General features: G+C 65.8%; 17 protein-coding genes and 1 pseudogene. 8 read left to right on the forward strand and 10 right to left on the reverse strand.

Features of this window, described 5'->3' with window-relative positions; all coding sequences use genetic code 11:
* Positions 1-120: 120 nt before the first annotated feature.
* The 4 genes from E1218_RS35940 to E1218_RS38140 are packed head-to-tail and all read left to right on the forward strand — an operon-like array spanning position 121 to position 1,599.
* Positions 121-642: a hypothetical protein gene (locus E1218_RS35940; protein ID WP_165949176.1), complete on the forward strand. Its 522-nt coding sequence runs from the start codon at positions 121-123 to the stop codon at positions 640-642.
* 60 nt (positions 643-702) lie between these two features.
* Entirely contained in the window at positions 703-1,128 is a 426-nt protein-coding gene (locus E1218_RS38130; RefSeq protein ID WP_407657589.1) for a transposase, read from the forward strand.
* A complete protein-coding gene (locus tag E1218_RS38135) occupies positions 1,106-1,360 on the forward strand; it encodes a transposase (RefSeq protein ID WP_407657591.1) in 255 nt (84 codons plus the stop codon). Before E1218_RS38130 ends, E1218_RS38135 begins: the two co-directional genes overlap by 23 nt.
* Positions 1,357-1,599, forward strand: a complete 243-nt coding sequence (locus tag E1218_RS38140; protein ID WP_407657590.1) for a transposase — start codon at positions 1,357-1,359, stop codon at positions 1,597-1,599. Before E1218_RS38135 ends, E1218_RS38140 begins: the two co-directional genes overlap by 4 nt.
* A gap of 99 nt (positions 1,600-1,698) precedes the next feature.
* On the opposite strand, the gene E1218_RS08365 is transcribed toward E1218_RS38140, so the two are convergent.
* Entirely contained in the window at positions 1,699-8,109 is a 6,411-nt protein-coding gene (locus tag E1218_RS08365; RefSeq protein WP_233712095.1) for an RHS repeat-associated core domain-containing protein, read from the reverse strand.
* Between the two features lie 483 nt (positions 8,110-8,592).
* Between E1218_RS08365 and E1218_RS08370 the strand changes: the two genes are divergently transcribed.
* On the forward strand, positions 8,593-8,880 hold the full coding sequence (locus E1218_RS08370; protein ID WP_132317985.1) for a transposase: 288 nt from the start codon (positions 8,593-8,595) through the stop codon (positions 8,878-8,880).
* 9 nt (positions 8,881-8,889) lie between these two features.
* Here the strand turns inward: E1218_RS08370 and E1218_RS08375 are convergent.
* Positions 8,890-10,059: pseudogene (locus E1218_RS08375) on the reverse strand (IS3 family transposase).
* 42 nt (positions 10,060-10,101) lie between these two features.
* On the opposite strand from E1218_RS08375, the gene E1218_RS08380 reads away from it, so the two are divergent.
* The gene (locus E1218_RS08380) at positions 10,102-10,584 is read left to right on the forward strand and encodes a hypothetical protein (protein ID WP_233712096.1); all 483 of its coding nucleotides are present in this window, start codon (positions 10,102-10,104) and stop codon (positions 10,582-10,584) included.
* 110 nt (positions 10,585-10,694) lie between these two features.
* On the opposite strand, the gene E1218_RS08385 is transcribed toward E1218_RS08380, so the two are convergent.
* Positions 10,695-11,612, reverse strand: a complete 918-nt coding sequence (locus E1218_RS08385; RefSeq protein ID WP_132317987.1) for a LysR family transcriptional regulator — start codon at positions 11,610-11,612, stop codon at positions 10,695-10,697.
* 119 nt (positions 11,613-11,731) lie between these two features.
* Between E1218_RS08385 and E1218_RS08390 the strand changes: the two genes are divergently transcribed.
* Positions 11,732-13,099: an NtaA/DmoA family FMN-dependent monooxygenase gene (locus tag E1218_RS08390; protein WP_132317989.1), complete on the forward strand. Its 1,368-nt coding sequence runs from the start codon at positions 11,732-11,734 to the stop codon at positions 13,097-13,099.
* A gap of 66 nt (positions 13,100-13,165) precedes the next feature.
* Here E1218_RS08390 and pepN read toward each other — a convergent pair whose 3' ends face one another.
* From pepN to E1218_RS08420, 7 genes are all read right to left on the reverse strand, one after another.
* A complete protein-coding gene (pepN, locus tag E1218_RS08395; protein WP_132317991.1) occupies positions 13,166-15,586 on the reverse strand; it encodes an aminopeptidase N in 2,421 nt (806 codons plus the stop codon).
* 117 nt (positions 15,587-15,703) lie between these two features.
* Positions 15,704-15,937: an HD domain-containing protein gene (locus E1218_RS38145; RefSeq protein WP_407657592.1), complete on the reverse strand. Its 234-nt coding sequence runs from the start codon at positions 15,935-15,937 to the stop codon at positions 15,704-15,706.
* Between the two features lie 238 nt (positions 15,938-16,175).
* Positions 16,176-17,249: a nucleoside hydrolase gene (locus E1218_RS08400; protein WP_132317993.1), complete on the reverse strand. Its 1,074-nt coding sequence runs from the start codon at positions 17,247-17,249 to the stop codon at positions 16,176-16,178.
* Positions 17,250-18,734: an ABC transporter ATP-binding protein gene (locus tag E1218_RS08405; protein ID WP_407657593.1), complete on the reverse strand. Its 1,485-nt coding sequence runs from the start codon at positions 18,732-18,734 to the stop codon at positions 17,250-17,252. It lies immediately after the preceding gene.
* 116 nt (positions 18,735-18,850) lie between these two features.
* The gene (locus E1218_RS08410; protein WP_132317997.1) at positions 18,851-19,852 is read right to left on the reverse strand and encodes an ABC transporter permease; all 1,002 of its coding nucleotides are present in this window, start codon (positions 19,850-19,852) and stop codon (positions 18,851-18,853) included.
* Positions 19,852-20,883 (reverse strand): ABC transporter permease, encoded by a 1,032-nt coding sequence (locus E1218_RS08415; protein WP_165949177.1) that lies wholly within the window; start codon positions 20,881-20,883, stop codon positions 19,852-19,854. Before E1218_RS08415 ends, E1218_RS08410 begins: the two co-directional genes overlap by 1 nt.
* 179 nt (positions 20,884-21,062) lie before the next feature.
* Positions 21,063-22,118 (reverse strand): BMP family lipoprotein, encoded by a 1,056-nt coding sequence (locus tag E1218_RS08420; RefSeq protein ID WP_132318001.1) that lies wholly within the window; start codon positions 22,116-22,118, stop codon positions 21,063-21,065.
* Positions 22,119-22,591: 473 nt separating this feature from the next.
* Here E1218_RS08420 and E1218_RS08425 point away from each other — a divergent pair, with 473 nt between their 5' ends.
* Positions 22,592-23,617, forward strand: coding sequence for a LacI family DNA-binding transcriptional regulator (locus E1218_RS08425; protein ID WP_165949178.1), 1,026 nt, complete (start codon positions 22,592-22,594; stop codon positions 23,615-23,617).
* The last annotated feature ends 768 nt before the right edge of the window (positions 23,618-24,385 follow it).

A 24,385-nucleotide genomic window follows, 5' to 3' on the forward strand; every position in this document is an offset into this window, starting at 1 on the left:
GTTCATGCACATCAGTATCTCTTGACCTCAAGGTTCCCGCGCCGCGGCTGCGTACAGAGGTAGCCGCCGCTACCGGCATAGCCTCGTGTTGTGCGACTATTGCTCGTGCGCAAAGGTATCTTGAGCAAGGTGGCAGCGGGGTCCGGGGTTCTAGGAATCATACTGGCACTCTTCACATCTATCGCCCTCTACGAGTTGCATACTAGAGCGGAAGCCGCCAGACGATTTCTCTCGAGCGGCACCTCGGTAACCGCCGACCGCGTGATGTTGGAGGTCCAAGTAGGTCGAGGAACCCCAGGGCTGAAGGAAGTACGCGTTGAGTTCAAGACCCGGGATCACGATACGGTCTCCACATCGCTGCAGTGGATCGACCTCGATACTCCTATACCTCGCGAGGAGGAGCAGCAAGCGCCTCAGCAAGGCTCTCGCTACGCGACGCCGCTGAAGATCCTGTACTTTTCCGAGAACGCCGATGATGCGATCGCCGAGACAGACGCTCGCCGCCTCGTAGAAAATCTCGACAGATATCGGCCATTGGCTTTGACGGGCCTCGGCATCGCAGCCATCTCGCTCGCTTGCGCTGGAGGGCTTCTCCTCCGTCAGTGGCTCACATCGAGGAGTCGAGGCCCGTCTTCCCCCTAATTGCCGCCGGTTGATGTCTCCAGCTATGAGCTCGCAACAGCTAGAGCGTGTCTGACAACATTGGGGCTGTTCGTTGAGAGCCTTGATGTCGTGTCGAGGTTTCGGTTGTTGTCCGATGTGCAGTGGTCGTTGATCGCGTCGATGCTGCCGGCTCGGACCGGTCGGCAGGGTCGTCCGTTCGCCGATGCCCGCACGATGGTCGAGGCGATCATCTACCGGTACCGGTGCGGGGTCGCGTGGCGGGATCTGCCTGAGGTATTCGGGCCGTGGCAGACGGTCTGGACCTGGCACCGGCGCATGGCTGCTGACGGTACGTGGGATGAGGTACTGGCCGCGTTGACGGCCCAGGCCGACGCCGCGGGCGGGTTGGATTGGTCGATCGCGGTCGACTCCACTATCGCCCGCGCGCATCAGCACGCGACCAACATCGCGCGCCACACAGGGGGCTGGGTCGAACTACAAGATTCCGCGGGCCGAGCCGCCTGATCACGGGCTCAGCCGCTCTCGCGGCGGGCTGTCGACCAAGATCCATCACCTGGTCGACGGGCATGGACTGCCGCTGGTGATCGCGGTGACCGCCGGCCAGGCCAACGACGCACCGGCGCTGCTGCCGCTGCTGGCCCAGTTGCGTGTTGCCCGGCCGCTCGGCCGTCCGACAAGGGCTACTTCTCGCGCGCGATCCGAAGCCATCTGCGCGAGCGCGGGATCGTCGCGGTGATCCCGCAACCGTCCGATCAGATCGGTCACCGGCTACGCCGCGGCTCACGCGGTGGACGGCCGCCCGGCTTCGACGCGGTCGACTACCGCAACCGCAACGTCATCGAACGCCGCTTCGGCCACCTCAAGCAGTGGCGCGGACTGGCCACCCGCTACGACAAACTCGCCATCGTCTACCGGGCCGCCGCCGTCCTCAACGCCGTCATCGCCTGGATCCGGAATTTGTCAGACATGCTCTAGCTCCGCCCACTCTCGGGAATGCTCTGATCCACCGGAGATCAGCCTTACGCAGACCACGCAGAATCCTACCGAGAACTGGCCGCCTACCGAACTGGCCGCCTACCAATCGAGCCATTTGAATCGCCTCTGGACGGTGCGCTGACGGCCCGCAGAGAAACCCCATCGCCCGGGGAGATTCCACTGGAATTCGCGATCGCGCTTCCGCTTGTATCTGGTACCAGATTGACAGTATCCAAAGCCGCCCGCAGGAGTCGAGAAGCTCCCTCCGGTGCAATGTTTTCCACGTTGCCGAGGGCGGAGCTGTGACACGCCAAGGGTGATCCCAGGAGTCGACCATCCATACTGGCGAGACCTGGAGATACTTGTCGCACTAAAATACCCGCCTTGGAATCCAACGCCGTAGCAGATCACCGCGCAGCCGCCCGCACTAATTGTTGTGTGCCGGTACCGATTTCGAACCTCTCTGTAACCCCAGCGCGCTGCTCTACTCGCACCCTTCCTGACGCATTTCCAGCTCTTCCAGGGAGCGTACTTACAGCTTCTCTTCCGGCCATCCAAATCGTAACTGTTGACAGGATCCGTGGGGTACACATAAGCGTTGGCATTACCACCAGCAACCGGATCGATGCTGCTGAAGAGACCAGTCGCCGGGTTGTAGATTCTCACACCCATCGCCGCGAGTCCCGAATCTAGGGTCGCCCGTTGCTTGGCTCCTAGCCAGCCGTATCGGATTAGGCCGGTTTCTCTTGCTCCCATTGGGATGCCGTACTCATCGCAGCCGCTCCAGTTGTCGATGCTGGTCGCGGGCCCGGTGGCCGGCAGTGTCACCGTACTCACGACGTCGCCGTGGTTGTTGGCCAGGGTGAGGTCGGCGGCGCCGGTCTCGTCGACGGTGAGGGACAGGTCGCCGCCGATGAGTTCCGCGTACCGGGTGGAAAAGGTGCCTTCGGTGACCCAGGTCGGGTTGTCGCCGCTGTCGGTGTAGTGGCGGGTTTTCTGGGTGGTGCCGGAGCCGGTGGTGGTGGTTTCGACGGCGCGCCGGTCGGCGGCGTCGAGGGTGAACGTGGTGGTGGTTCCGCCTTGGGCGATGGATTGGGCGAGGTCGTTGTCGTAGTAGGCCAGCGCGATGTTCCCGTCGGCTGGGTTGGGTGCGTCGGTGGCGGGCAGGGTGGTGGTGCGTCCGAGCGCGTCGTAGGCGTAGTTGCCGGTGCCGTTGGCGCCGGTGATGGGCCGGTCGGCGGTGTCGAAGGCGCGGGTGATGGTGGTGGCGCCGGTGGTGGTGCAGATGCCGTCGGGGCCGCTGGTGGCGGTGGCTTTGGTGAGGCGGTTGTCGTTGGCGTCGAAGCCGTAGCTGCGGGTGATGCAGGGTGTGGTGGTGGGGTCGGTGATGTCGACTCCGGCGGCGGTGGCGGTGCGGTCCTTGACGGTGACGAGCCTGCCGGCGTTGTCGTAGCTGTAGGAGCGGTCGTAGGGGATCGCGTCTCCCGGGGCTCCGCCTCCGGCGGGTCCGGTGAAGGCGGCTCCGTCGGGGGTCCATTCGCGGGCGACGCGGCCGGTGACGTCGTTGTCGATCGACCAGGACAGCCAGCCGCCGTTGGGGTCGACGGTGGTGGAGCCGTCGTCGTTTTGTGTGGTGAGTTGGCCGGTGTAGCGCAGGCCGATGGGTTCACCGGCGTTGTCGGTGTCGTTGTGCTGGGTGACGCCGCCGGGCAGTTTCTGGGTGGTCATGGTGCCGTCGGCGTCGTAGCTGCCGGCCGAGGTCCAGGTGGTGCCGGCGGTGGTGACGTCGACCTTGGTCGCGAGGCCGCGGCGTTCTTGTTTGCCGTTGGCGTCGGTCCCGTCGTAGGTGTAGGTGGTGGAGCCGTTCGCGTCGGTGACAGTGGCGACGGATCCGGCGGCGTTGTAGACCGTTGTGGTGGCGGTTTCGCCGGACGGTTGGTAGCTGGTTTGGCGGCCCCAGGTGTCGTAGCCGGTGGTGATGGTGCCAGCAGTGGTGCCGTCGGTGTTCTTGGCTGTCACCACGGTCGGTTGCCCGGTGGCGGGGTCGTAGGTGGTGATCTTCTCGGTGTTCGGTGTGGAGCCGGTGAGGCCGGTAACCGCCGTCTTTGTGGAGGCGGTGCGGCCGTCGAGTAGGTAGGTCGTGGTGGTGGTGCGGGTGACCGTGCCGGAGGTTTCGGTGATGGTCTTCGCCGCGAGCAGGTAGCTGAACGCCGACGTCGTGGTCGACGGCAGACTCGGCCCGGAACTCGGGGCCGCCGCAGGGTAGGTCGTGCAGACCAGGCCGGCCCACTGCGGCTTAGCACCGCAGACGGGGTGGATGGCGTCGGCGGCCGCGGTGTAGTAGACGGTCTTGGTGGTGCCGGCGTCGGCGCCGTTCGAGGCCGGTTGCCGGGTCTCGATGACACGGCCTTCGGCGTCGTAGCGGGTGAGTTTCACGATGTCACCGGCGTTGTTGGTGCCGTTGAGGTCGACGTCGGTGATGGTCTTGCCGGGCTGGCTCTTGCCCCACCCATCCGCGTCCCCGCTGATGGGTGGGCCGTAGTCGGTCAGGGTCTGGCCGGTGGTCTCGAGGTCGGTGCCGGTGCCGGGGTCGTGGGCGTAGGAGGTTTCGGTGGTGGCCAGCCGGTACGGCAGCGACGTGTCCGGGTTGATGCCGGCGTTCGGTGCGCCCTGGTCGTAGGTGGTGTGGGTGTGCGGGCGGACCCAGGCGGTGGTGCCGTCCTTCAGCGCGGCCCAGCGGGCGGGACCGTAGGTGTCGGTCACCAGGGTGCCGGCTGGGGTGACGACGGTATCGCCGTTCTTGATGTCGGCGTTGTAGACGGTGACAGTGGCGAGCTGGTCGACGGTTGACCCGGCCGGGAGGTTGTCGTCTATCACCGCGCGCAGGGCGCGTTCGTCGAGTTCCCGCACGACGTTGCCTTGGGTGTCGTAGTCGGTGGCGGTGTACTGCCAGTTCCCGGCGCCGTACTTGGCGGTGTTGACCGTGTAGCCGGCCGCGTCGGTGTATTGAAGGTCGGCGTACTGCCAATCGCCAGCGCCGGGTGCGCCGGTGAGTGGATGGTCGGGGCCGAACACCGCGTACCCGCTGGCCGGGACAGCGTTCTGGTTCCAGCGCGCCACCGACCCGGCGGTCAGGTCGGGCAGGCCGTCGCCGGACAGCGGGATGTCGTACACGTACTTGCCGAGGGTCGCGGTGCCGCCGGCCGGGTCACCGGCGGGCCGGGCACGGGTGACCGAGTCGAGTTTCGGGCGCTGGTCGACGGTGACGTAGTTGAGCTGGTAGGCGACCTGTCCGGCGGGTTTGACCGAGGTCAGGTCGTTGTCGGCGTTGTAGGTGTACTCCGTCGACAGACCAGAGCGCGGGTCGGTGACCGTGGTCAGCCGGGCGTTCGAATCGTAGGTGTAGGCGGCGACCTGGACCGAGTCCATCCCGGCCCCGCCGGTCTTGTCGGGGTTGTAGATGTCCAGCCAGGCCTGGCTGATCCGCACCCGGGTCGCGCCGATCGTGGTGTAGCTGAACCGCAGCGCGCGGCAGCCCGGGTTCATCCCGGTCAACGGGTTCGTCGGGTTGTAGGCGCCACACGTCACGCCCGGCGGCGCGGGCGCGATGATCCGCACCACCCGGCCGGTGCCGTCATAGGCGAACGTCGTCTTACCCGCGATCCCGGGCTCGGAGATACCGTCCGGCCGGAACTCGACCGCGGTGTTCGCGGCCGGTGCCGTGTGCAGTTTCCAGGTGGTGACGGTGCCGTCGTCCTCGATGTAGGACAGCACCGTGTTGATCCCGGTGCCGGTGATCGTCAGCCGGGAGCCGTCGACCTCGGTGTCGGCGTCGACCGCAGTCCAGTCGCCAGTCGCGAACGTCGCGGTGGTGCGGCGCTGCCCGGTCGGGGACTCGTAGATCAGGCTGGTGCCGTCGCCGTCCATCAGCACCAGCGTGCCGTCCAGGCGGGTGGAGTCGATCACCTGCATCCCCGCAGCACCTGCGTCGGCGCCGTCGAACTGGGTGCTCCACCCGTCCCCGAACACGTTGTGGATCGGGGTCCGCGGCGTCTCATACGTCATGTGAGAGCGGGTGATCGACAGGTCACCGGTGTAGCCGGGGACCGAGATGTCGGTCGCCGACGCGTTGAACTCGCCGGTGAACAACGCCACCTGCCCCGGCCCGGCCGCGCTGGTGGGGAACCCGTTGCCGAACGCGTGCGGCAACCGCTGCACCGTCGTCCCGGGGGTCTGCGACCACGTGCACTGCACGGTGCTGCCGTAGGTGAAACAGACCTGGAGGTCGAGTTTGACCGGGACCCGCTCGTCCAGCTGGGTCGGCTGCACACCGGTGGTGTCGGGATCGGAGTCCAGGAAATCGTCGGTCTTGGCGTTGTTGGTGTCCCAGGTCGTGTTCACGGTGACGCCGCCGGCGCCGTTGTCCGTCACGGGTAGTTCGGTGGTGTCTTCGTTCCAGCCGACCAGGTCATCGGCGCCGCCGTACCCAGACACCCGCCACCGCACCTTCGCCGTCACCGACGGCGCGGTGCCCTTCGGCGGGCCGGAGGCGGTGATCCGGACCGTGTCCGCCGTGGTGATCCGCGGGTCGACGGCCGGCGACGTCAACGCCGTGCCACCCCACCCGAAGGCGTGGGTCTTGACCGGCGACAGGTTGCCGGCCGGTGTCTCGGCCTGGGCGGTGATGGTGTGCAGGCCCGGCGTGCCGTGCGGGATCGTCACCGTCTTCTGCGCGACCGCCGGGTCACTGGAGGGTGTGATCTTCCACTGCCCGGCAACACCCGTGTTGGATGCGATGGGCGCGCCGTCGACGGTGATCCGGACATAGCCGGGCGCGTTGTACCCGGTGCCGGTCGCGGTGATCGTGCACGTCACGTCGCTGGCCGGCGAGGTGTCTTGCCAGGAGTTGTGCACGTTGTACGGCGCCGGGCACACCACCTGCGGGGCTGCGGGTGTCGCGGCGCCGGTCCGCAGCCGGGTCCAGTAGTCGGTCCACGGCCCGTCACGGCGCCCGTCGTTCGCCTTCGCCCGCACATACAACGCGGTGTTGTCCGGCAAATCCGTGCCCGGGCGACACCCCGCCGTGGTACCGGAGGCATACACCGACGACGTGCAAGTCCCCTTCAGGCTGGTCTCGTTGACCGGCGCAGTGTGAAACTCGTAGATGTACTTCACCGTGTTGCCATCCGGATCCGTCGCCTTCGTGCGCACCCACGGCCGCAGCGTCGGCGAATACATCGACGAGCTGGTCTCCCCCGGGGCCGCGTAGGCGACCGCCTCGGTGGTCTCCACGTTCGCGGGTTCGTTCGGCGGCCGGTTCCAGGTCAGCGAAATATACGGATCCGCGGGGCCTTCAGTGGAGTAGAACCGCTTCCACGCGTTCGCGTCCGCCTCGTTCGCCGCCTTCAACGCCACACCCGCGGTCGGATACTCAACCGCCGACCAGAACTGCGCCAGCTCCGTCATTGGAATGTAGATCCGGTCGGCCGCGCACGCGCTCGAGAAGCCCTTCGCCGCGGACACCGAGCCCCACACCTGGATGCTGGTCGTAGGTTGCGACGTCCACCGTGTCGCAGTGGTCGCCGGGTTCGCTGCGTGCAGGTTCACCACAGTCGGCGTGCAGGTTGTCGAGCCGTACTGCATCAACGACAAGTGCGCCGCGACGACGTCCTTGCCGATGAACGGCGCCGTCGGAAAGTTCAGGAACGACCGCTCGGTAGTCGCGCCGTTCTTACCCACACGCAGATCGACAGTCGACGACAAGTCATTCGGCCAGCCCGACTGGACGAACGTGTCGAAACTCGACATCACCGGCGTGTTCGCATACGTCGGATCCACCGTCACCGGAAACACCCGCGCCGGGTCCAGGAACCAGGTCGCGTCCGGCGCGATCACCAGCGTCGCCCGACCCGCAGAAACCTGTTCAAGCGAGACGTCAACGACCACCTTGTTCGCCGGGTCACCAGTCAGCGGATCGGTGACCGAGTCCCACATGAAGGCCACCGGGATCCGCGAACGCACCACGTCCGTCGAGTCGACAAACTCGACAGTGCCGTCCTCGAGCTGCCGCGCGGTGAGGCCCTTCGTCCGCATCGGGATCCGCCACACCGGAGCAGCCGCAGGGCGCTCCTTGACAATGAAATCGACCTCGAAGCCCGAACGCCGCGCATCCAAAGTCATATCGACGCCAGGCTCGACGTCAGAGTAGGTCGCCTTCGTGCCGTTCAGTGTCGGCTCAGGGAGCTTCCACGGCGCCAGCCACTCGACCTGCCGGCCCGTGCCGGCGACCGCCGAGGCAAACACCCCGCGGCTCACGGCGCTTTGCTTGCCCAAGCGCAAGCCCAGCTTGTGTCCGCGCGGGCCGACTGTTCCGTCCGCGGCCTTGGTCAGCGTCAGATCAACCGACTGCCACGCACCCCTGGAAGTCTTGAACCGGATCGGCGCAGCGTGCGCCTCCGTCGTCATCGTCCCGTCAGGATTGGCCCACGTCGTGGCCGTCTCGGTGCGCATCGACTCGACCTCAACCTTCGAGCCTTGCGAACGAGCAGTCACAACGGCGGAGACCAGATCAGGCCGCGAATCGACCGTCGCCGCGGCAGGTTTCGGATCCGCAACCACGGCAGCCTGCGCCTCTTCGCGCGCCTCCACAGCAGTCGCCAGCAAGGCGAACGACATCACCGCAGCCACAACTCTCGGAAACATCTGCGCACGGGCGCGCTGCGAACGATCCAGGACGAACACGATTCCCTCGATCCCGCCTGACCAGACGGCATGGATGACGAGGCGGCGCCATCCATGGGTCAAGCAGTCATGTCATCGCCCAACGCAATGCCACCGTTACAGAATCCGAGTGAGAGGCAAATCTCATTGACCAGAAACATTTGATCGCCTATTCGCAGCGAGCCATTGGTGTTACGACAAAGCAAACCGCTGAATTGTTTGTCTTGAGTTTCCCCTCGTAACGTGGAGACATCGCCTTAGAAGGTGAGGGTGATGGCTGAGGCGAGACGGAAGTTTGATCGGGAGTTCCGTGAGGGCGCGGTCCGGATTGTTCGGGAGACCGGGAAGCCGATCGCGCAGGTCGCGCGCGAGCTGGGGGTGAACGCGGGCACGTTGGCGAACTGGGTGGCCAGGGACCGGCAGGCCCACGGTGGTGACGGGCGGTTGAGCGAGGACGAGCGGGCCGAGCTGGCCAGGTTGCGGCGGGAGAACGCGGAGCTGGCGATGGAGCGCGATGTCCTAATAGGACTCGTCGAAGGGGTCTGCTGCACGAGTAGGTGACAGTTTCGGTCACGCGGCCTGACTGGCCGGTGGGGTGATGATTGTTTCGTATTCGATGGGTGTCAACCGGCCGAGGGCGGCTTGGCGTCTGCGGCGGTGGTAGGTGCGTTCGTCCAGGTCACGATCGCGAGCCTGAGTTCGTCGCGGGTGGACCAGGTTCGCCGGTCGAGAACGTTCTTTTGCAGCAGCGCGAAGAAGCTTTCCATGGCGGCGTTGTCGCCCGCGGCGCCAACTCGGCCCATCGAACCGACGATGCCGTGGCGTCCGAGTGCCCGAACGAACTTCCTGGACCGAAACTGGCCTGCGACCCGCGGTCGGTGTGCATGACACAGCCGGCGACCTCACCTCGGCGGGCGACGGCGTTGTTCAGCGCGGCCACGGCGAGACGGGACTTCATCCGGGAATCGATGGAGTAGCCCACGATCCGGTTGGAGTACACGTCCTTGACCGCGCACAAGTACAGCTTGCCCTCGCCCGTGCGGTGCTCGGTGATGTCTGCCAGCCACAGCTGGTTCGGCATCTCCGCGGTGAAGTGGCGGCGCACGAGATCGTCATGGACCGGCGGACCGGGCTTCTTGCCGTTCTTGCCGCGTCTCTTGCCGAACGCGCTCCACCAGCCCATGGACGAGCAGAGCCGCCACGCGGTCCGATCTGCCATCGCCACGCCGGCATCGCGGGCCTCGTCGACCAGGAACCGGTAGCCGAACTCGGGGTCGTCGCAGTGGGCGTCGAACAGTGCGTTGGCGCGGTAGGCCTGCTCGAGCGCGGCGGCAGTGACCGGTTGGGCCAGCCACCGGTAGTAGGGCTGGCGAGCGATCTTGAGTATCCGGCACGTCACCGCCACCGGGATCCCGGCGGCGGCCAGCTCGCTCACGAGCGGGTAGAGCCTTTTCCCGGAAGATGCGCCTGGGACAGGTACGCCGCCGCGCGGCGCAGCACCTCGTTTTCCTGCTCCAGCAGCTTGATCCGCCGCCGCGCCTCGCGCAGTTCGGCCGACTCACCCCGGCTGACACCCGGCTTGGCGCCCTCGTCGACCTCGGCCTGGCGCAGCCACTTGAACAACGTCATCGGGTGGACTCCGAAGTCCTTGGCGATCTGCTCGACGGTGACTCCGGGATCGCGGTCACGGGCAACCCGAACCACGTCGTCACGGAACTCGCGAGGGTAGGGCTTGGGCACAGCAACATCCTTCCAGGCCCACCTCTCGGCAAGCCAGCTCAGATGTCACCTATCCGTGCAGCAGACCCCTACGCCCAGATCAACGGTGGGTTCAAGGCGCTCGGCTCGTTCGCCGGCTTTCGTACCGTCAAGGCGATGACGGTGATCAGCGAGACGGCGACATACGACACGTTGCTGATGACCACCAACGCCGGCGCGCTCTACACGGTCCGCATCCCGGTCACCGCCACGGCGAAGCCCGTGGTCAAGCTGGTCCGCAGCAGCGGCTGGTCGGCCTACGAGTCCCTTGTCGTCCACGGCTGCGGCACCCGCGGCGGCTCCCTGGTCGTCGCTGTCGACCACGACTCCGACTCCGGCTGCCTATACGCCATGAGCAAGGCAAACCGCACCGCCACCGCAATCACGTCGTATGGACAGATCGTGGAGGATGGACCCGAACTGCTGAAGGAAGCCGTCCGGGCGGCCTTCAACGGAGTCGGTCACGTCGCCTTCACCACGTACTACCACCAACTCGTCGGCGAGTAATCGAGGGCGGTGGAAGCCGTCGCTGAAGCAGGTGCAGTTCTGTAGGGGTACGCCGCAAGTGCGGGGTGCCCCCACGCCTTTCGCCACATGGTCCAAGCAGGTGCTTGTCGTCAGTGCGCAGCCTCGGGCAACGCTTCGCTGCGCCTCACCTCCGCGACGATCTTGTCCTGGACCGCGGTGAGCAGGGGACGGTCGTCGTCGGCCCGAGTGACCAGGTAGATCGAAGCGGCGTCGAGGTCGCTGATAGGGACGAAGGCGACGTCGTCGCTGTGGTTCGATGCGGCGACAGTGGAGGTGGTGATCGCCATCCCCAGCCCAGCAGACACGAAGGCGAGCATCTCGCCGACCGAACGTGCAGGTGGTCCCACGGTTTTCGGTGCGGATCCGTCGGGCCGTGGATCGACGATCCAGTAGGCGCGATCCGTTGCTGCGTCGACGATCGGCTCGTCGGCGAGATCGAGGATCGACACCCGGTCGCGAGACGCAAGCTCATGGTGAATGGGGAACACGGCCATGCGGCTCAGAGGTTCGAGCTCAAACGCGGCGCACCCGGCCTCGACGAATCCGCTGGCTGCTTGCAGGAACAGAAGGTCGACCTGACCAGCCTTGAGAGCCGTCAGCTCCCCACCCCAGGGCACGTACTCAAGCATGAGCTCGAGGTGGTCGAACTCCTCGGCTGCTGTCAGCGCGACACGTGTAAGTCTGCGCGGCGTACTTGTGCCGAAGCCCACCCGGAGCCGCACTGGCTCTACCGCCTCCCTTGCCACCCTGACAGCGTGTTCAGTCGCTCGGAGTGCCTCTCGCGCCGCGGGCAGGAAGACGGTGCCTGCATGTGTCAGCGCGACTCCGCGACGCGAGCCGCGGTCTCCTCGGTCGAGTAGCGGTGTGCCCAACTCGTGCTCGAGGCGGAGGATGGCCTGACTTAACGCGGGCTGGGATAGGTGGAGTGCCTCAGCAGCCTTCGTGAAACTCGCCTGCTCCGCGACTGCGACGAAGTACCGCAGAAGTCTCAGATCCACCTCGGCCACAGCTCTCACCTCCCAGGGCCTACCTATTCATTCAGCTTATAACTCGATCCAGAACTGGTCTTCGACATCCCAGATGGCGGGCTCGACGATTGACGGGGCGGGTTATCGAAGGGACAGGAATGAAGCGGATTCTGTTGGGCGCGTTCGAGATCAACCAGGTGAATCTCACCAGTCAGGGGCTCTGGGCTCATCCGGAACAGCAGACCTACCGCTACAAGGACCTCGACTACTGGCTCGACCTCGCTCGACTGCTAGAGCGCGGATACTTCGACTTCCTCTTTCTCGCGGACTCCTACGGCTACCCGCACTTACGCGGCGAGACACCGGACGTCACATTCGAGCAGGCGGTCGAGGTTCCGAATAACGACCCAATGCTGCTCATCCCTGCGCTCGCCTCGGTTACCAGCGACCTGCACTTCGCCGTAACCACCTCGACGACCTTCGAGGAGCCATACGCAAACGCCCGGCGCTTCGCCACGCTGGACCATCTCACCAAGGGCCGAATCGGCTGGAATGTTGTCACGACAAGTAGCGCCGTCGTCTCCGAACTCTTCGGCAGACCCCAGTTGGCGCACGACAAGCGCTACGCTCGCGCGCGAGACTTCCTCGACCTGAGCTACAAGCTCTTCGAAGGATCCTGGGAGGAAGGCTCCGTGGTGGTCGACAAGGCCGCACGACTGTACGCCGATCCAAGCCGGGTGCACCCCATCAAACACGAAGGGCCGTACTTCACATCACACGGCTACTTCGACAGCGAGCCTTCACCACAGCGCACTCCGGTCATCGTGCAAGCTGGTACCTCGTCGACCGGCCGAGCATTTGCGGCCGCGAACGCGGAGATCGTCTTCTTGCATGGCAAGGACAGCGAGATGCTGCGCGGTCAGGTCAGCGACATCCGCACCGCGGCAGAGTCGGCCGGCAGGGGCCGTGACGCAATCAAGGCCATCTCTGGCCTCTCCGTCGTCACGGGACCGTCTCGGTCAGCTGCCGACGAGAAGCTCGAGGAATACCTCGAGTGGGTCAACCCCGACGCCGCCCGGGCGTACTACGCGATGATGACCGGGATCGATCTCGCCGCACTCGACCCCGACGCGAGCTTTTCCACGGTCAGCACTGACGGCGGCAAGTCACACGTCGAGCGGTACCGCGATACAACCGTGCGTGAGGCATCCGCCGACTTCCTCCGCCGAGGCATGCGCGAACTCATCCTGGTCGGCACGCCGGCCGAGGTCGCCGATCAGATTGCCGGCATCGTCTCCGATACTGACCTTGACGGCTTCAACTACACCCCGTTCGTATCGCCAGGTTCGTACGCCGACCTCGTCGATTCCGTCGTACCCGAACTCCAGCGGATGGGCCTGGTCCGGACCAAGCACACCCGAGACACCTTCCGCCAGCGGCTCTTCGGCGCTGGAAGTCACCTGCCTGGCACCCATCCCGGATCTCTCTTCCGCACCGACACCCGCCTGGCCGAGACCTCTGCCTGACTCCGGTTCGCTGCGCACTCCATTGAATGACGGCCGCCCATCGAACCGGGCAACCAACCATGCCTGCTAGAGCCGCGAGCGCAGCATTCGGCGAAGGCGGTTGCAACGGTCCAGGAGATTGGTGCGGACCACCGGAGTGGCCCCTGTGGCCAATGCCTCAGCGCGGGCAAGGAAGGAATCGTCGATGGCGACGAGGGGGAACAGGGATCTCGTGAAGGTGGTGGCGGGCATGACGCCGCCCTGGTGGAGGGTCGGGACCAATTCCAGGTAGGCCTCGGCGTACGGGTGAAGGAAGTCGTCCTGGCCTGCGCTCCAGAACAGCGCGGCTACGGAGTGGACCGAGGCGATGGGAACCGCGCGCTCGGTCACCAGCGATTGCCACACTGCCTGCTTCTCCGCGGGATCGGGGGTGGCAGCACGGACCTGGAGCCGGCTGACCCATGCTTCCGGATCGGGGTCCCGCGCCAGGAGAGCTTCGGCCTCCGCGGCGGTTGGGCTGCCGAGCTGTGCCTTGCGGGCCAGCGCCCGCCACTGGAGATCCAAGTCCTCCCCGGCCTCGGACTGAAGCCATCCGACCTGCTCGAGGTCGGCCGCCGTACGAGCGAAGCCGCGCAAAGCAGCCTTGCGGTACGACGGATCGCCGGCCAAGCGGCGGCACGCCCCGGCGACCGATCCCAGCAACCCGTCACGGTCTGCGGCCGGGCTCCACAAGTCCGCAGCCTCTACCGCCAGATTGAGATATGGCTCGATCACGGACGCGGATGTCTCGACGGCCAGCACTCCGGTCAGGCACTGAACAGCCTCGGCGGCCGTCGCCTCGTCGTTGAGCAGCATGTCCCACGCCATCGTGACCGCAACGCCGCGGGAGATCGCGGTAGGCAGCCGAGCGGCGTCACCGAAGAAGCCGTTCCGAAAAGCCTGATCAGGTCGAGCCGACGCAAAGGTCAGGTCCTCGTCGTTGACCAAATACAGGTCCGCGTCGGCCGGCAACTCAAGTTGTGTCCGCTCCCCACTCACCTCGACCTGTTGCAACGCCACACGCTCAAGACGATCCGCCCGTCTCCGATAGGCCCCAATTCCCAGCACATGCGGTCGCGCCACGCCCCCAGGCCCCTTCGCAACCAGTACGTCACGCTCGAGCGCCAGCCGATCGGTCCCCGCAGTCTCCAGCCATCCAATCCGCCAGGCATCCAGATCCCGTCCACTCGACGCGGCCAGCGCATCGATCAGATCCTGCAGGGTGGTGTTGCCCCAGGCGTGCTTCGCGAAGTACGCGGTCAACCCGGTGGCGAACGTGTCCTCACCGACGTACGTCATCAGCTGCTGCAGCGCCGACGCGCCCTTGGGATAGGTGATCGCATCGAACGTCGCCTCAGCCGCCGCGACATCCGGCACCGGCTGGCGGATCGGGTGTGTAGTCGGCCCCTGGTCGACGAAGTACGCCTTGAGTTTCTCGCCGGCCAGGTGAGCTGCCCAGGCATCGGTGTACGACGTGGCACGCACCGCGGCCCAGTTGCTGGCGAACTCGGCGAAGGCCTCGTTCAGCCACAAGTCGTCCCACCACCGCATCGTGACGATGTTGCCGAACCACTGATGAGCGAGCTCATGCAGCAGATACCTCGAGAAGGTGTCCCACTCCGCCCGCGTCGGGGTACTCCGACGCAGGAACCAGTCCATCCACGTGACACAACCGAAGTTCTCCATGGCGCCGGGGAATTCCGGCGTGAAGACCTGGTCGTACTTGTGCTGCGGGAACGGCATCCCGAAGCGCTCGGCGAAGAACTCGAGTCCTTGAGTGGTCAGCGTGAACAACTCGGTGGCATCCCGCTCGAGTACCGGAGCTAGCGACTGCCGGGCAAACAGCCCGAGATCATGACCCGCGCCGTCCCGGCGGATCTCGTAGTACGGCCCGGCATTGATCACCGTGTTGTATGTCGCCAACGGCGGAGTGGCCGGAAAACTCCAGCGCCGCCCAGAGTCGATCGCCTCGACCCGAGGATCACCGCTGTTGCTCAGAACCAGCCAGTCAGCCGGAGCTGTCACCGTAAACGCGTGAGGCGCCTTGAGATCAGGCTGGTCGAAGCACGCCCAGACATACCGGGCGTAGTCTGGAGTGAAATCCGTGTACGCGTACACCCGCCCGTCCGCAGGATCGATCGCCTTGTGCATGCCCTGAACCCCGCTGGCCGTGTCCACCCGGCTGCAAACCACAAGAACGTTGTCCTCGGCAAGATCCGCCAGTGCGATCCGACCGTCCACGGCTGTCGGCAGCGGAACGCCGTTGAGCACGGCGCTCTCCACCTCAGCAGCACAGTCAACGAAGCTCCCACTCCCAGGCAACCGACACCTGAACCTGATCATCGACTCGCACCGGACCCACGAATTATTGAGCAAGTCGGTCAGATCGACGGCCACGTCATACCGCTCCACCACCAGTGCATTCGACCTCACTTCGGCCTCTGCCTGTGTCAGACTCCGCACTCCCACCGCAGCCCTCGCTATCTGTCTCGTCGACGTTAACCAACTGTGTGAATCTTTCGGGGTTGACTCCGAACTACTACGGAGTGCGACATCGTCGTCCGTCAAGCCCAAGGCGTGCCAGGTTCAGCCTCCGGTGTTGAAGTTCATCAGCGTTGGCTGCAACCGGTTCAAGGCGCTGGCGAACCGCACCTCGGGCGTCACGCGTGCCTCGAACTTGTCCCCGAGCACACGGAAGGTGGCAGCCTGTTGTCCGGAGTAGCGCGAACAGCCGGAGGGCGGCTTCCCGCTCCGTGCTTCCTGCCCTTCAGCTGCTTCCGTGTCGTACGACGAAGGTGTCACTGCATAGATCTCGACCAGGTCAACGAACGATCAAGGTCGGAGCGTGCGGCCGACATTGATCGGCTGGTCGGAGTACTCGGACAGCACGCACACCATGAGAGCGAGGTGCTCCGCGGGGCTCTTGAGGCGGTTCACCGCGATGAGCCAAGACCGGCGCATGACGGTTTGAGCCGGTTCACATCGACGATAAACTAAATCTGGCGCATTTGGCTCGGGAAGGCCCTGCGATTGGTCAACCTAATGGCCGGTCCGGAGTTCATGTGGCGGTGCTCCGGTCTCGCACAGACTCGGCTGACGCAATGAAGCTGCCCACCGCGTGTGTCACGGTGGCCAGCGCGCGCTCCGCGTCCACAGTGATGGCGACGTCGACGTTCGGCTCCTTGTCCCAAACCTTCTTCCAGTCCGCGACTGTCGCACCGGCGGTCAGCGCGCCTCGGCACTCGACGTCTACTGCGGCTGGCCGTACCGACACGAGCGTCGGGTCCATGGCGACCGCAACAGTGACGGGGTCGTGGAGGTAGGTCCCGTAGAAGCCATGGAGCTGCTGGTGATATTCCGCGTACTTGCGGATCGCGCCTTCGAGGTAGGCAAGGAGGGGGTTGCTCGGTGTCCCCCACGGTCCGGATCCGGGAACGACGCTGAACTCGTCGCCGGCCATCGCCGCGAGACGCTCGATGTGCCGGGGTAGCAGCCGGACCTGATGCGTGACGTCGAGACCGATCGCGGTCGGGCGTTGTGGAGCCGAGCTGAACTCGCTGATGGCGATCCGCGCTGCCTCGGGATCCGCCTGAACGTTGAACTCGGCCGCAGGCGTCGTGTTCCCGCCGACCGCGAATGCTCCGCCCATGAAGATCCACCGGCCGATCAGACTCGGCAACCGAGGTTCGAGTCGCAGTGCGAGAGCGATGTTCGTCATCGGACCGGTGCTGATGAGCGTGATCTCGCCCGGCCGTCGCCGTACCTCGTCGACGATGAACTGAGCAGCGTGAACGTTCGTGCTCGGCGCGAGTCGCTCAGCGATCGTGGCATACCCTCGGCCCGCTCCGCCGTGGACCCAGGCGTTGTCCAGGCCGACCGGCTCCCGGACTAGGGCCCGATCCGCGCCCGCGGCTACCGGAAGGTATTCCCTCCCGCAGTAACGCAGGATGGCACGGGTGTTCGTCAGCACATCTGGAAGGCGTGTATTGCCTGCAACACACGTGACGCCCACAAGATCGATCTCCTCGGCTGCGCAGGCGAGCATGAGCGCGAGGGCGTCATCCACTCCGGTGTCCACGTCGAGGATGGTCGGGACCGCGCGGCCGCGGCAAGACTGGTCACGATTCGTCATTCAGCTTTCTCCATCAGATCGGTGGTCCGTCGGTGGGACACCAGGCCGTTCGCCGGCCATGAGTCGGCCGATCTCGGCGCGGTCGACCAGGTCGCCAGGCAGTTCGGCAACAACCTTGCCTGCATGGATGACAGCAACCCGGTCGGCGAGTGAGAGCACTTCGTCGAGCTCTGCGGACACGAGCAATACAGCTGCGCCGGCGTCGCGCGCCTCGACGATCCGGCGGTGGATGAGCTCGATCGCTCCGATGTCGACACCCCGAGTCGGCTGTGCCGCCACGAGCAGGCGCGGCCGGGCCGCCATCTCGCGAGCGACGACGACTTTCTGCTTGTTGCCCCCGGAAAGCGAGCCCGCCGTCGCATCGATCGATGCAGACCGGATGTCGAACTCCGCACGCAGGGCGATCGCATGCTCGCGGATGGCGCTGATGTTGCGGATCCAGTGTCTCGAATAGGGCTCGGAGTCGAAACAGTTGAGAACGAGGTTGTCGGCGATCGAGTACGACGCGACGATGCCGTGACGCTCGCGGTCCTCAGGGATGTGCCCGACGCCGGCCGCATTCGTGTCGGCAGCGTTGAACCGGGTGATGTCCCGGTCACCCAGCCGGACTGTGCCGGACAGCGGAGACCGCATCCCGGCGATCGCCTCGACGAGTTCGCGTTGGCCGTTCCCCTCGACCCCTGCGATGCCGACGATCTCGCCGGCTCGCACCTCGATCGAAAAGCCGTCGACGGCGGTGAGACGGCGGTTGTCGCGGACCACGAGGTCACGAACCGATAGCACCGCCTTACCGGGTGTCGACGGTTTCTTGTCGACGCGAAGGATGACGTCGTGACCGACCATCATCGTGGCGAGCCTGGCGGCGTCGGTTTCGTCGGTGGGAACTGTGCCGACGACCCGGCCGCGGCGCAGCACGTAGACCCGGTCGGCGACGGCGAGAACTTCGCGCAGCTTGTGAGTGATGAAGACGATCGCCGTGCCCGCGGCGGCGAGCTCGCTCAGCACACCGAGCAACTCGTCGGTCTCCTGCGGAGTGAGGACCGCTGTCGGCTCATCGAGGATGAGCAGATCAACCCTGTGCGAAAGGGCCTTGAGTATCTCGACCCGCTGTTGGGCACCGACCGGGAGATCCTCGATCCTGGCATCGGGATCGACGGCGAGGCCGTGCTTCTCGGACAGCTCGCGAACCATCATCCGGGCGGCCGCGAGGTCGAGACGGATACCGCCGCGCACCGGCTCGTGGCCGAGGATGAGATTCTCCGCGACTGTCATGACCGGCACGAGCTGGAAGTGCTGGTGGACCATGCCGATGCCGCGCCGGATCGCGTCCTTGGGATCCTTGATTGGGGTGCTGTCGCCCTTGATCACGATTCGGCCCGCGTCCGGGCGAGTCAGTCCGAAGATCTGCTTGACCAAGGTCGACTTGCCGGCGCCGTTCTCGCCGAGCAGCGCAACGATCTCGCCCCGCCCGATATGCAAAGTGATATCGGAGTTCGCGTGGACGGCGCCATAGGACTTCGAGAGGCCTTGGAGCTCTAGGACGCGCTCCTCCGTGCTGGGTGGGCGGCCGCGTGCCGCCTCGGGCCGAGACTCCGCTTGTGTCACTGGCCTTCTCCCTTGATGAACGGGACGCCTTCAGCCGCCGGAGCCCGGACACGGCCTGCCGCTATTGCGAGGACGGCGAGAGTGAGGACGTAGGGCAGGAGGGTGACGAACTGCTGGGGGATGTCGACGACTCCCTGGAGCTGGGAAGCAAGTGCGTTGGCGAACCCGAAAAACAGCGCCGCGGCCACGACCCGCAGCGGCCGCCAGGCACCGAAGATCATGATCGCCAGGGCGAGAAATCCGCGCCCGGCCGTCATGCCACGGCTGAACGAGCTCGTAGCCTCCATGCTGAGGTAGGTTCCCGCCGCGCCGGCCAGGATCCCCGCGAGTACGACGTTGACGAACCGCATCCGATTGACGTTGATACCTGCTGTGTCGGCCGCCGACGGGTACTCACCGATCGCCCGGGTTCGCAGACCCCAGCGGGTCCGGAACATGGCGAAGTGCAGCACCGGCGCGATCAGAAGTGCAAACAGGGCGATCGGACCGGTCTGGAAGAAGGTCTCGCCGATGAGCGGGATCTTCGACAGCACGGGTACGTTCCACTGCGGCATGTTCACCGGAAGCTGAGCACCCGACTTGTAGAAAAAGGAGGTGATACCGGTCGCGACGATGTTGATCGCCACACCGGCGATGATCTGATCCATCCGGGCCGTGACGGTCGTCCAGGCGAGGAACGCGCCCATTGCAACCCCGGCGAGGATTCCCGCGGCGACCCCGGCGACCAGCGACTTCGTTGCCGCCGCGGTGAAGAACGACGCGAACGCCGCAGTGAGCATCTGGCCCTCGATACCGATGTTGACGACACCGGACCGCTCACCGATGACCCCGGTCAGCGCGCCGAGAACGAGCGGCACGGCGAAGAACCACGCATTGGCGCACATTGACGTCGCGACGGTCTGATCGACGAAATAGAAGAGATAGGCCGCGATCAGGATCAGCAGGGGCGTCCCGATGGCGAGCAGGTGCCGGAACTGCCAGGTCACGATGCCGGCCATCACGCCCCCCAACTGCTGGCGAGCTGGCTGCCCTTGGCCGCGTGCTTGCGAAAGATCAGTTTGACGACGAGAGGCAGCGAGACGAAGAGCAGGGTGATGGCGAGGACCATGTCGACGATCTCCGGCCGGAGCCCGGTGTCGAGAGCGAGGTGGGGAGCACCCGCCCGCATCGCCGCGACCAGGAGCGCCGCCGGGATCGTTCCGATCGGGTTGCCTCGGGCAAGCAGCGCGATCGTGATCCCGTCGAAGCCCAGGCTGGCGGCGATGCCGTCCTGGTAGCGGTAGGGCTCGACACCGACGAGCTCGATCCCTCCGGACAGTCCGGCGCATCCCCCGGCGATCCCCATCGCGACGACCGTCGTCGTGCGGATCGAGATCCCCGCGTAGGAGGCGGCGTACCGGTTCCGCCCGACCGTCTCGAAGCGGAACCCGATCGTTGTCCGTCGCAACAACCAGGCTGTTGCGACGGCAAGGGTCACGGCGACCGGCAGCCCGATCGGAACGACCCCAATGGGAGGCAGCTGGGCAGAGCCGGGCACCGCGTGCGAGGCCGGGTACGGCACCTGCTCGTCCGCAAGCGGACCGTTGAGCATCCAGTCGATCAGCCCACCCGCGACCGAGTTGAGCATGATTGTCGAGATGACCTCATGTACACCGCGGGCCGCCTTCAGCAGACCGGCGATCGAAGCCCACATCGAGCCGGCCAGGACACCGACGACCATCGTCACGATGATCGTCACGATCCCCGGTGCGGATCGCAGCGCATACGCAGCCGCGGCCGCACCGATCGCCCCCACCATGAACTGGCCCTGACCACCGATGTTGAACAGGCCCAGGCGGAGTGGGATCGCCACCGCAAGACCACAAAGGACCAGTGGAACCACCTTCTGCAGCGTGGCGGTCAGGCCACTGCCGTCGAGGAGGGCGTAGGAGAACAGGCTCTCGTACGCATACGCCGGGTTGACACCCTGGCTGCGGATGAGCAGCGCGCCGACCGAGAACGCGGCTGCCAAGGCAACGAGCGGAACCACGATCGTCTGCCTCCGGATGAGGAGCCCGAGGGTCCCGCTCGGGCGTGCAGGTCCGCCGCGATCAGCTGCGGCAACCGGGCTGGGCGTGGACTCTTCCGCGCCACCCGGGGCCTCCCGGACTTCCGGTGGAGGAATCGGAGTACTCATCGGCGAACCCTCACGCTCCTTCACGAATCGGCTCAGAGAACGACGTTGGTCTGCAGCGAGCCGTCGGCGAGCTTCTTGACGACGTCCTCGACCTTGGCCTTCACGTCAGCCGGGATCTTGTCGTCGAAGTCGTGGAACTGCGAGATACCGGTCTTGCCGAGGAAGTTCCCGCCCTTCAGCGTGCCGTCGCCGGCCTGACCGAGCAGCTCGGCGACACCATCGGAGATGAGCTTCTCAGCCGACGTGACCAGGCACGGGCGTGCTTCGGGGAGGGTTCCCCATTGGTCCACGTCGACACCGATGCAGAAGCGCGTGGTGCCGGCGCCGGACGACTTCGCGACCTCGTTGAGAGCACCGTTGCCAGTGTTGCTGCCGATGCCGAAGATCACGTCGACGCCTTGGGAAAGTTGCTTCTTCGCCTCACCGGCACCCCATACCGGGTCGTTGAACGGCTGGCCACCGGCCGGGTGATAGACACCGACGACCTCGACCTTCGGGTTCGACGCCTTGGCGCCCGCCTCGTAGCCCTTGAAGTACTTCTGCACCGGCGGGATCTCGAGGCCGTTGATGGCGCCGACCTTGCCGGTCTTCGTGAGCAGTCCCGCCAGGTATCCGACGGCGTAGCCGGCTTGGTCGGCCGGGAAGGTGAGTCCGGTGAGGTTCGGGCTCTTGACTTTCTCCGTGTCGAGGAGCTGGTCGACACCGATGAACTTCGTGCCGGGATTCTGCGCCGCCGCGGCAACGGTCGGGTCGGCCGTCAGGAAGCCGACGGTGATGACGACGTCGTACTTCTGATCGGTGAACTGCTTGATGCTCGCCGCGTAGTCCTTGGCTTCCGCCGGCTCGATGTACCGCACGTACGCCCCGAGCGAGTCCTTCGCCTTCTGGACACCGGCCCACGCCGCCTGGTTGAACGACTTGTCGTCGATCTTGCTTCCGTCCGTGACGAGACCGACGCAGAAGGTCTCAGACGAGGAGCAGTCGGTGGGCGTCGCACCTGAGCCGGCGCCTCCTGTTGAGCCCCCGCAACCGGCCAGGCCTAGCGCCAGGACGAAGACCGGCGCCGAAAGGACGAACTTGGACCGCATGAGACCTCCTGTGTTTCTGAGTCGACTGGAGCCCCGCACCGGGTGTCGTCGTCGACTGTGCGGGCCAGATGCAGCGCCGAGCGCAACACCCTGAGGAGACACTACGCGCGTAGACTGTGTGAACACTACGCGCGTAGAATTTCAGAGTCAAACACCCGCCGCTCGGCTCGACAGGAAACGAAGCGGCGAAGCAGAAGGGATGAGTGCACCAGTTGTCCGACCTGTTGCAGGTTGCCTGACCGGAGCGCACGACGCGCTGTCAGAAGCCTGCCCGGTTGCGGCCGGCGTACCATCGACCAGGCCGAAGCCGCCACCAGTCGCTCCGTCACGGCGCCACGGCCGCGTCGGGACGCCGATCCGTGGCGCTGCCCGGTCGAGGGGTCCGCCCGCGTTCGCGACGCCGACCGAACCTGGCCTCTCAGTATGGTTGTCGCGGTGTGTCCGTCCGGCGCACCCCGGAGAAGGAGCGAAACGTGGTCACGCGAGATGATGTCGCCCGGCTGGCGGGGACATCGACGGCGGTCGTCAGCTATGTCCTGAACAACGGGCCACGTCCGGTCGCCGCTGCCACCCGCCGGCGCGTCCTGCAGGCAGTCGAGGAGCTCGGCTACCGGCCCAACGCCGCCGCCAGGGCGCTGTCACGCCGGCACGACGACGTCATCGGACTCATCGTCCCGAACTTCGACAACCCGTACTTCGCCGCGCTCGGCACCGCGATCGAAGGTGCCGCGACCGCCAAGGGATTCACCGTCATTCTCGGGAACGCCAGACACGAGGACGATCGGCAGGCGGCATATGTCGAGACTTTCCTCAGCCGCCAGTGCAGCGGGCTGATCCTCGTCGGAGCGGCACAGGAGTCGGACGGCAGGAACGGCCCGCGCACCAACGCACTCCTCAAACGCGAACAGGGAGTCCCGCTGGTCTCCTTCGATCCACTTCCCAACGGCGCACGCGGAACCCTGCTGACCCCAGACAATGTCCCGGGTGCTGCCGCCGCCGTCGAACACCTCCTTGGCCATGGGCACACCCGTGTCGGCATGCTCGCCGGCCCCCAGAAATTCAAAGCGGTGCAGGAGCGGGAGCGTGGCTGGCGGGAGACCCTCGAGAACGCGGAAATCGACGCGGCGAGTCAGACTGTGGTGCGATGCCGCTTCGATCGGTATGAAGCCTTCGATCTCACCGAACGCCTGCTGCGGTCACCGCGGCAATTCACCGCTCTGTTCATTCACACCGACGAGCAGGCCATCGGCGTGATCCATGCAGCGCGCGCCGCAGGGCTTACGCTGCCGCAGGACCTCGCGATCGTGTCGTTCGACGGGATCCGCGAGGCCGGGCTCATAACACCCCAACTGACGACCGTCCAACAGCCGATCACTCAGTTGGGCGCCCGGGCGGTCGACCTCATCCAGAAGCAGATCGCCAGACGCCCTACCAATCGAACGACGGAACGGTTGACCTGCGAACTGGTAACAAGGACAAGCTGTGGCTGTCCAGGGTAGTCGCAGCCGCGCACAGCGTGCCGACCTCGAGATTTGAGCCAAGCTCGGGCCCTCAGCCGGGGTTCGAGCTGCTTCGTGCAGGAAGCGACCCGCGACAGCGCCGTAAGCCTGAGTCGCTCCACGGGCGTTGAGGATGTGGGCTCACCTGCATCGCTACGGGCTCTTGGTTGCACGCTGCACCGTTGAGCGGCTGACGGAGGCGAACGGTGGCGTGGTGCCAGCAAGACCAAGAAAATCCGCACCACGACGCCGGACCCGTCCGCGCCCCGGGCTCCGGACCTGATCGAGCGGCAACTCCGGGTGCCGGCGCCGAACTGGCTGCTGGTCCCCGACTTCACCTACGTGCGCCTGACCACACGCAAATTCTGCTACACCGCGCGTCCGCACCGTGCCGGGCGATGCAGAGCGATCCCCTGCAAGAAAGGCAATCCACCGCTCCGATGCCGGATCCCATACTGTGCACCTCACCGAAACCCTGCACCTCCAAGGTCTTAGCCTATCGATCGGGTCGGTCGGCGACACGTAGGACGACGCCCTGGCCGAGACCACCACCGAGCTCTAGAAGGTCGAAGCGTCCGCGACGACTCCCCTTTCGGCGCGGGACCACTCACCGCCCTCCGCAACCTCGAGGCCATCACCGCCGACTGGGTCACTGGTGCAACCCCACCCGGCGCATGCACCGCCTCGACGACGCCCTCCCGTCGAAGCCAAGGAGAACTACTTCGCACAAACCCGTGACGACCAACCGGTCGCACTCACACAACCGAG

The organism is Kribbella turkmenica (genome assembly GCF_004348725.1).
Taxonomy (GTDB): domain Bacteria; phylum Actinomycetota; class Actinomycetes; order Propionibacteriales; family Kribbellaceae; genus Kribbella; species Kribbella turkmenica.

Excerpts from the sequence above, each read along its gene's own strand:
- E1218_RS08365 (WP_233712095.1), bottom strand. The coding sequence starts at position 8,109 with ATGCGCACCGAGACGGCCACGACGTGGGCCAATCCTGACGGGACGATG.
- E1218_RS08370 (WP_132317985.1), top strand. The coding sequence starts at position 8,593 with ATGGCTGAGGCGAGACGGAAGTTTGATCGGGAGTTCCGTGAGGGCGCG.
- E1218_RS08380 (WP_233712096.1), top strand. The coding sequence starts at position 10,102 with ATGTCACCTATCCGTGCAGCAGACCCCTACGCCCAGATCAACGGTGGG.
- E1218_RS08390 (WP_132317989.1), top strand. The coding sequence starts at position 11,732 with ATGAAGCGGATTCTGTTGGGCGCGTTCGAGATCAACCAGGTGAATCTC.
- E1218_RS08400 (WP_132317993.1), bottom strand. The coding sequence starts at position 17,249 with ATGACGAATCGTGACCAGTCTTGCCGCGGCCGCGCGGTCCCGACCATC.
- E1218_RS08410 (WP_132317997.1), bottom strand. The coding sequence starts at position 19,852 with ATGGCCGGCATCGTGACCTGGCAGTTCCGGCACCTGCTCGCCATCGGG.
- E1218_RS08420 (WP_132318001.1), bottom strand. The coding sequence starts at position 22,118 with ATGCGGTCCAAGTTCGTCCTTTCGGCGCCGGTCTTCGTCCTGGCGCTA.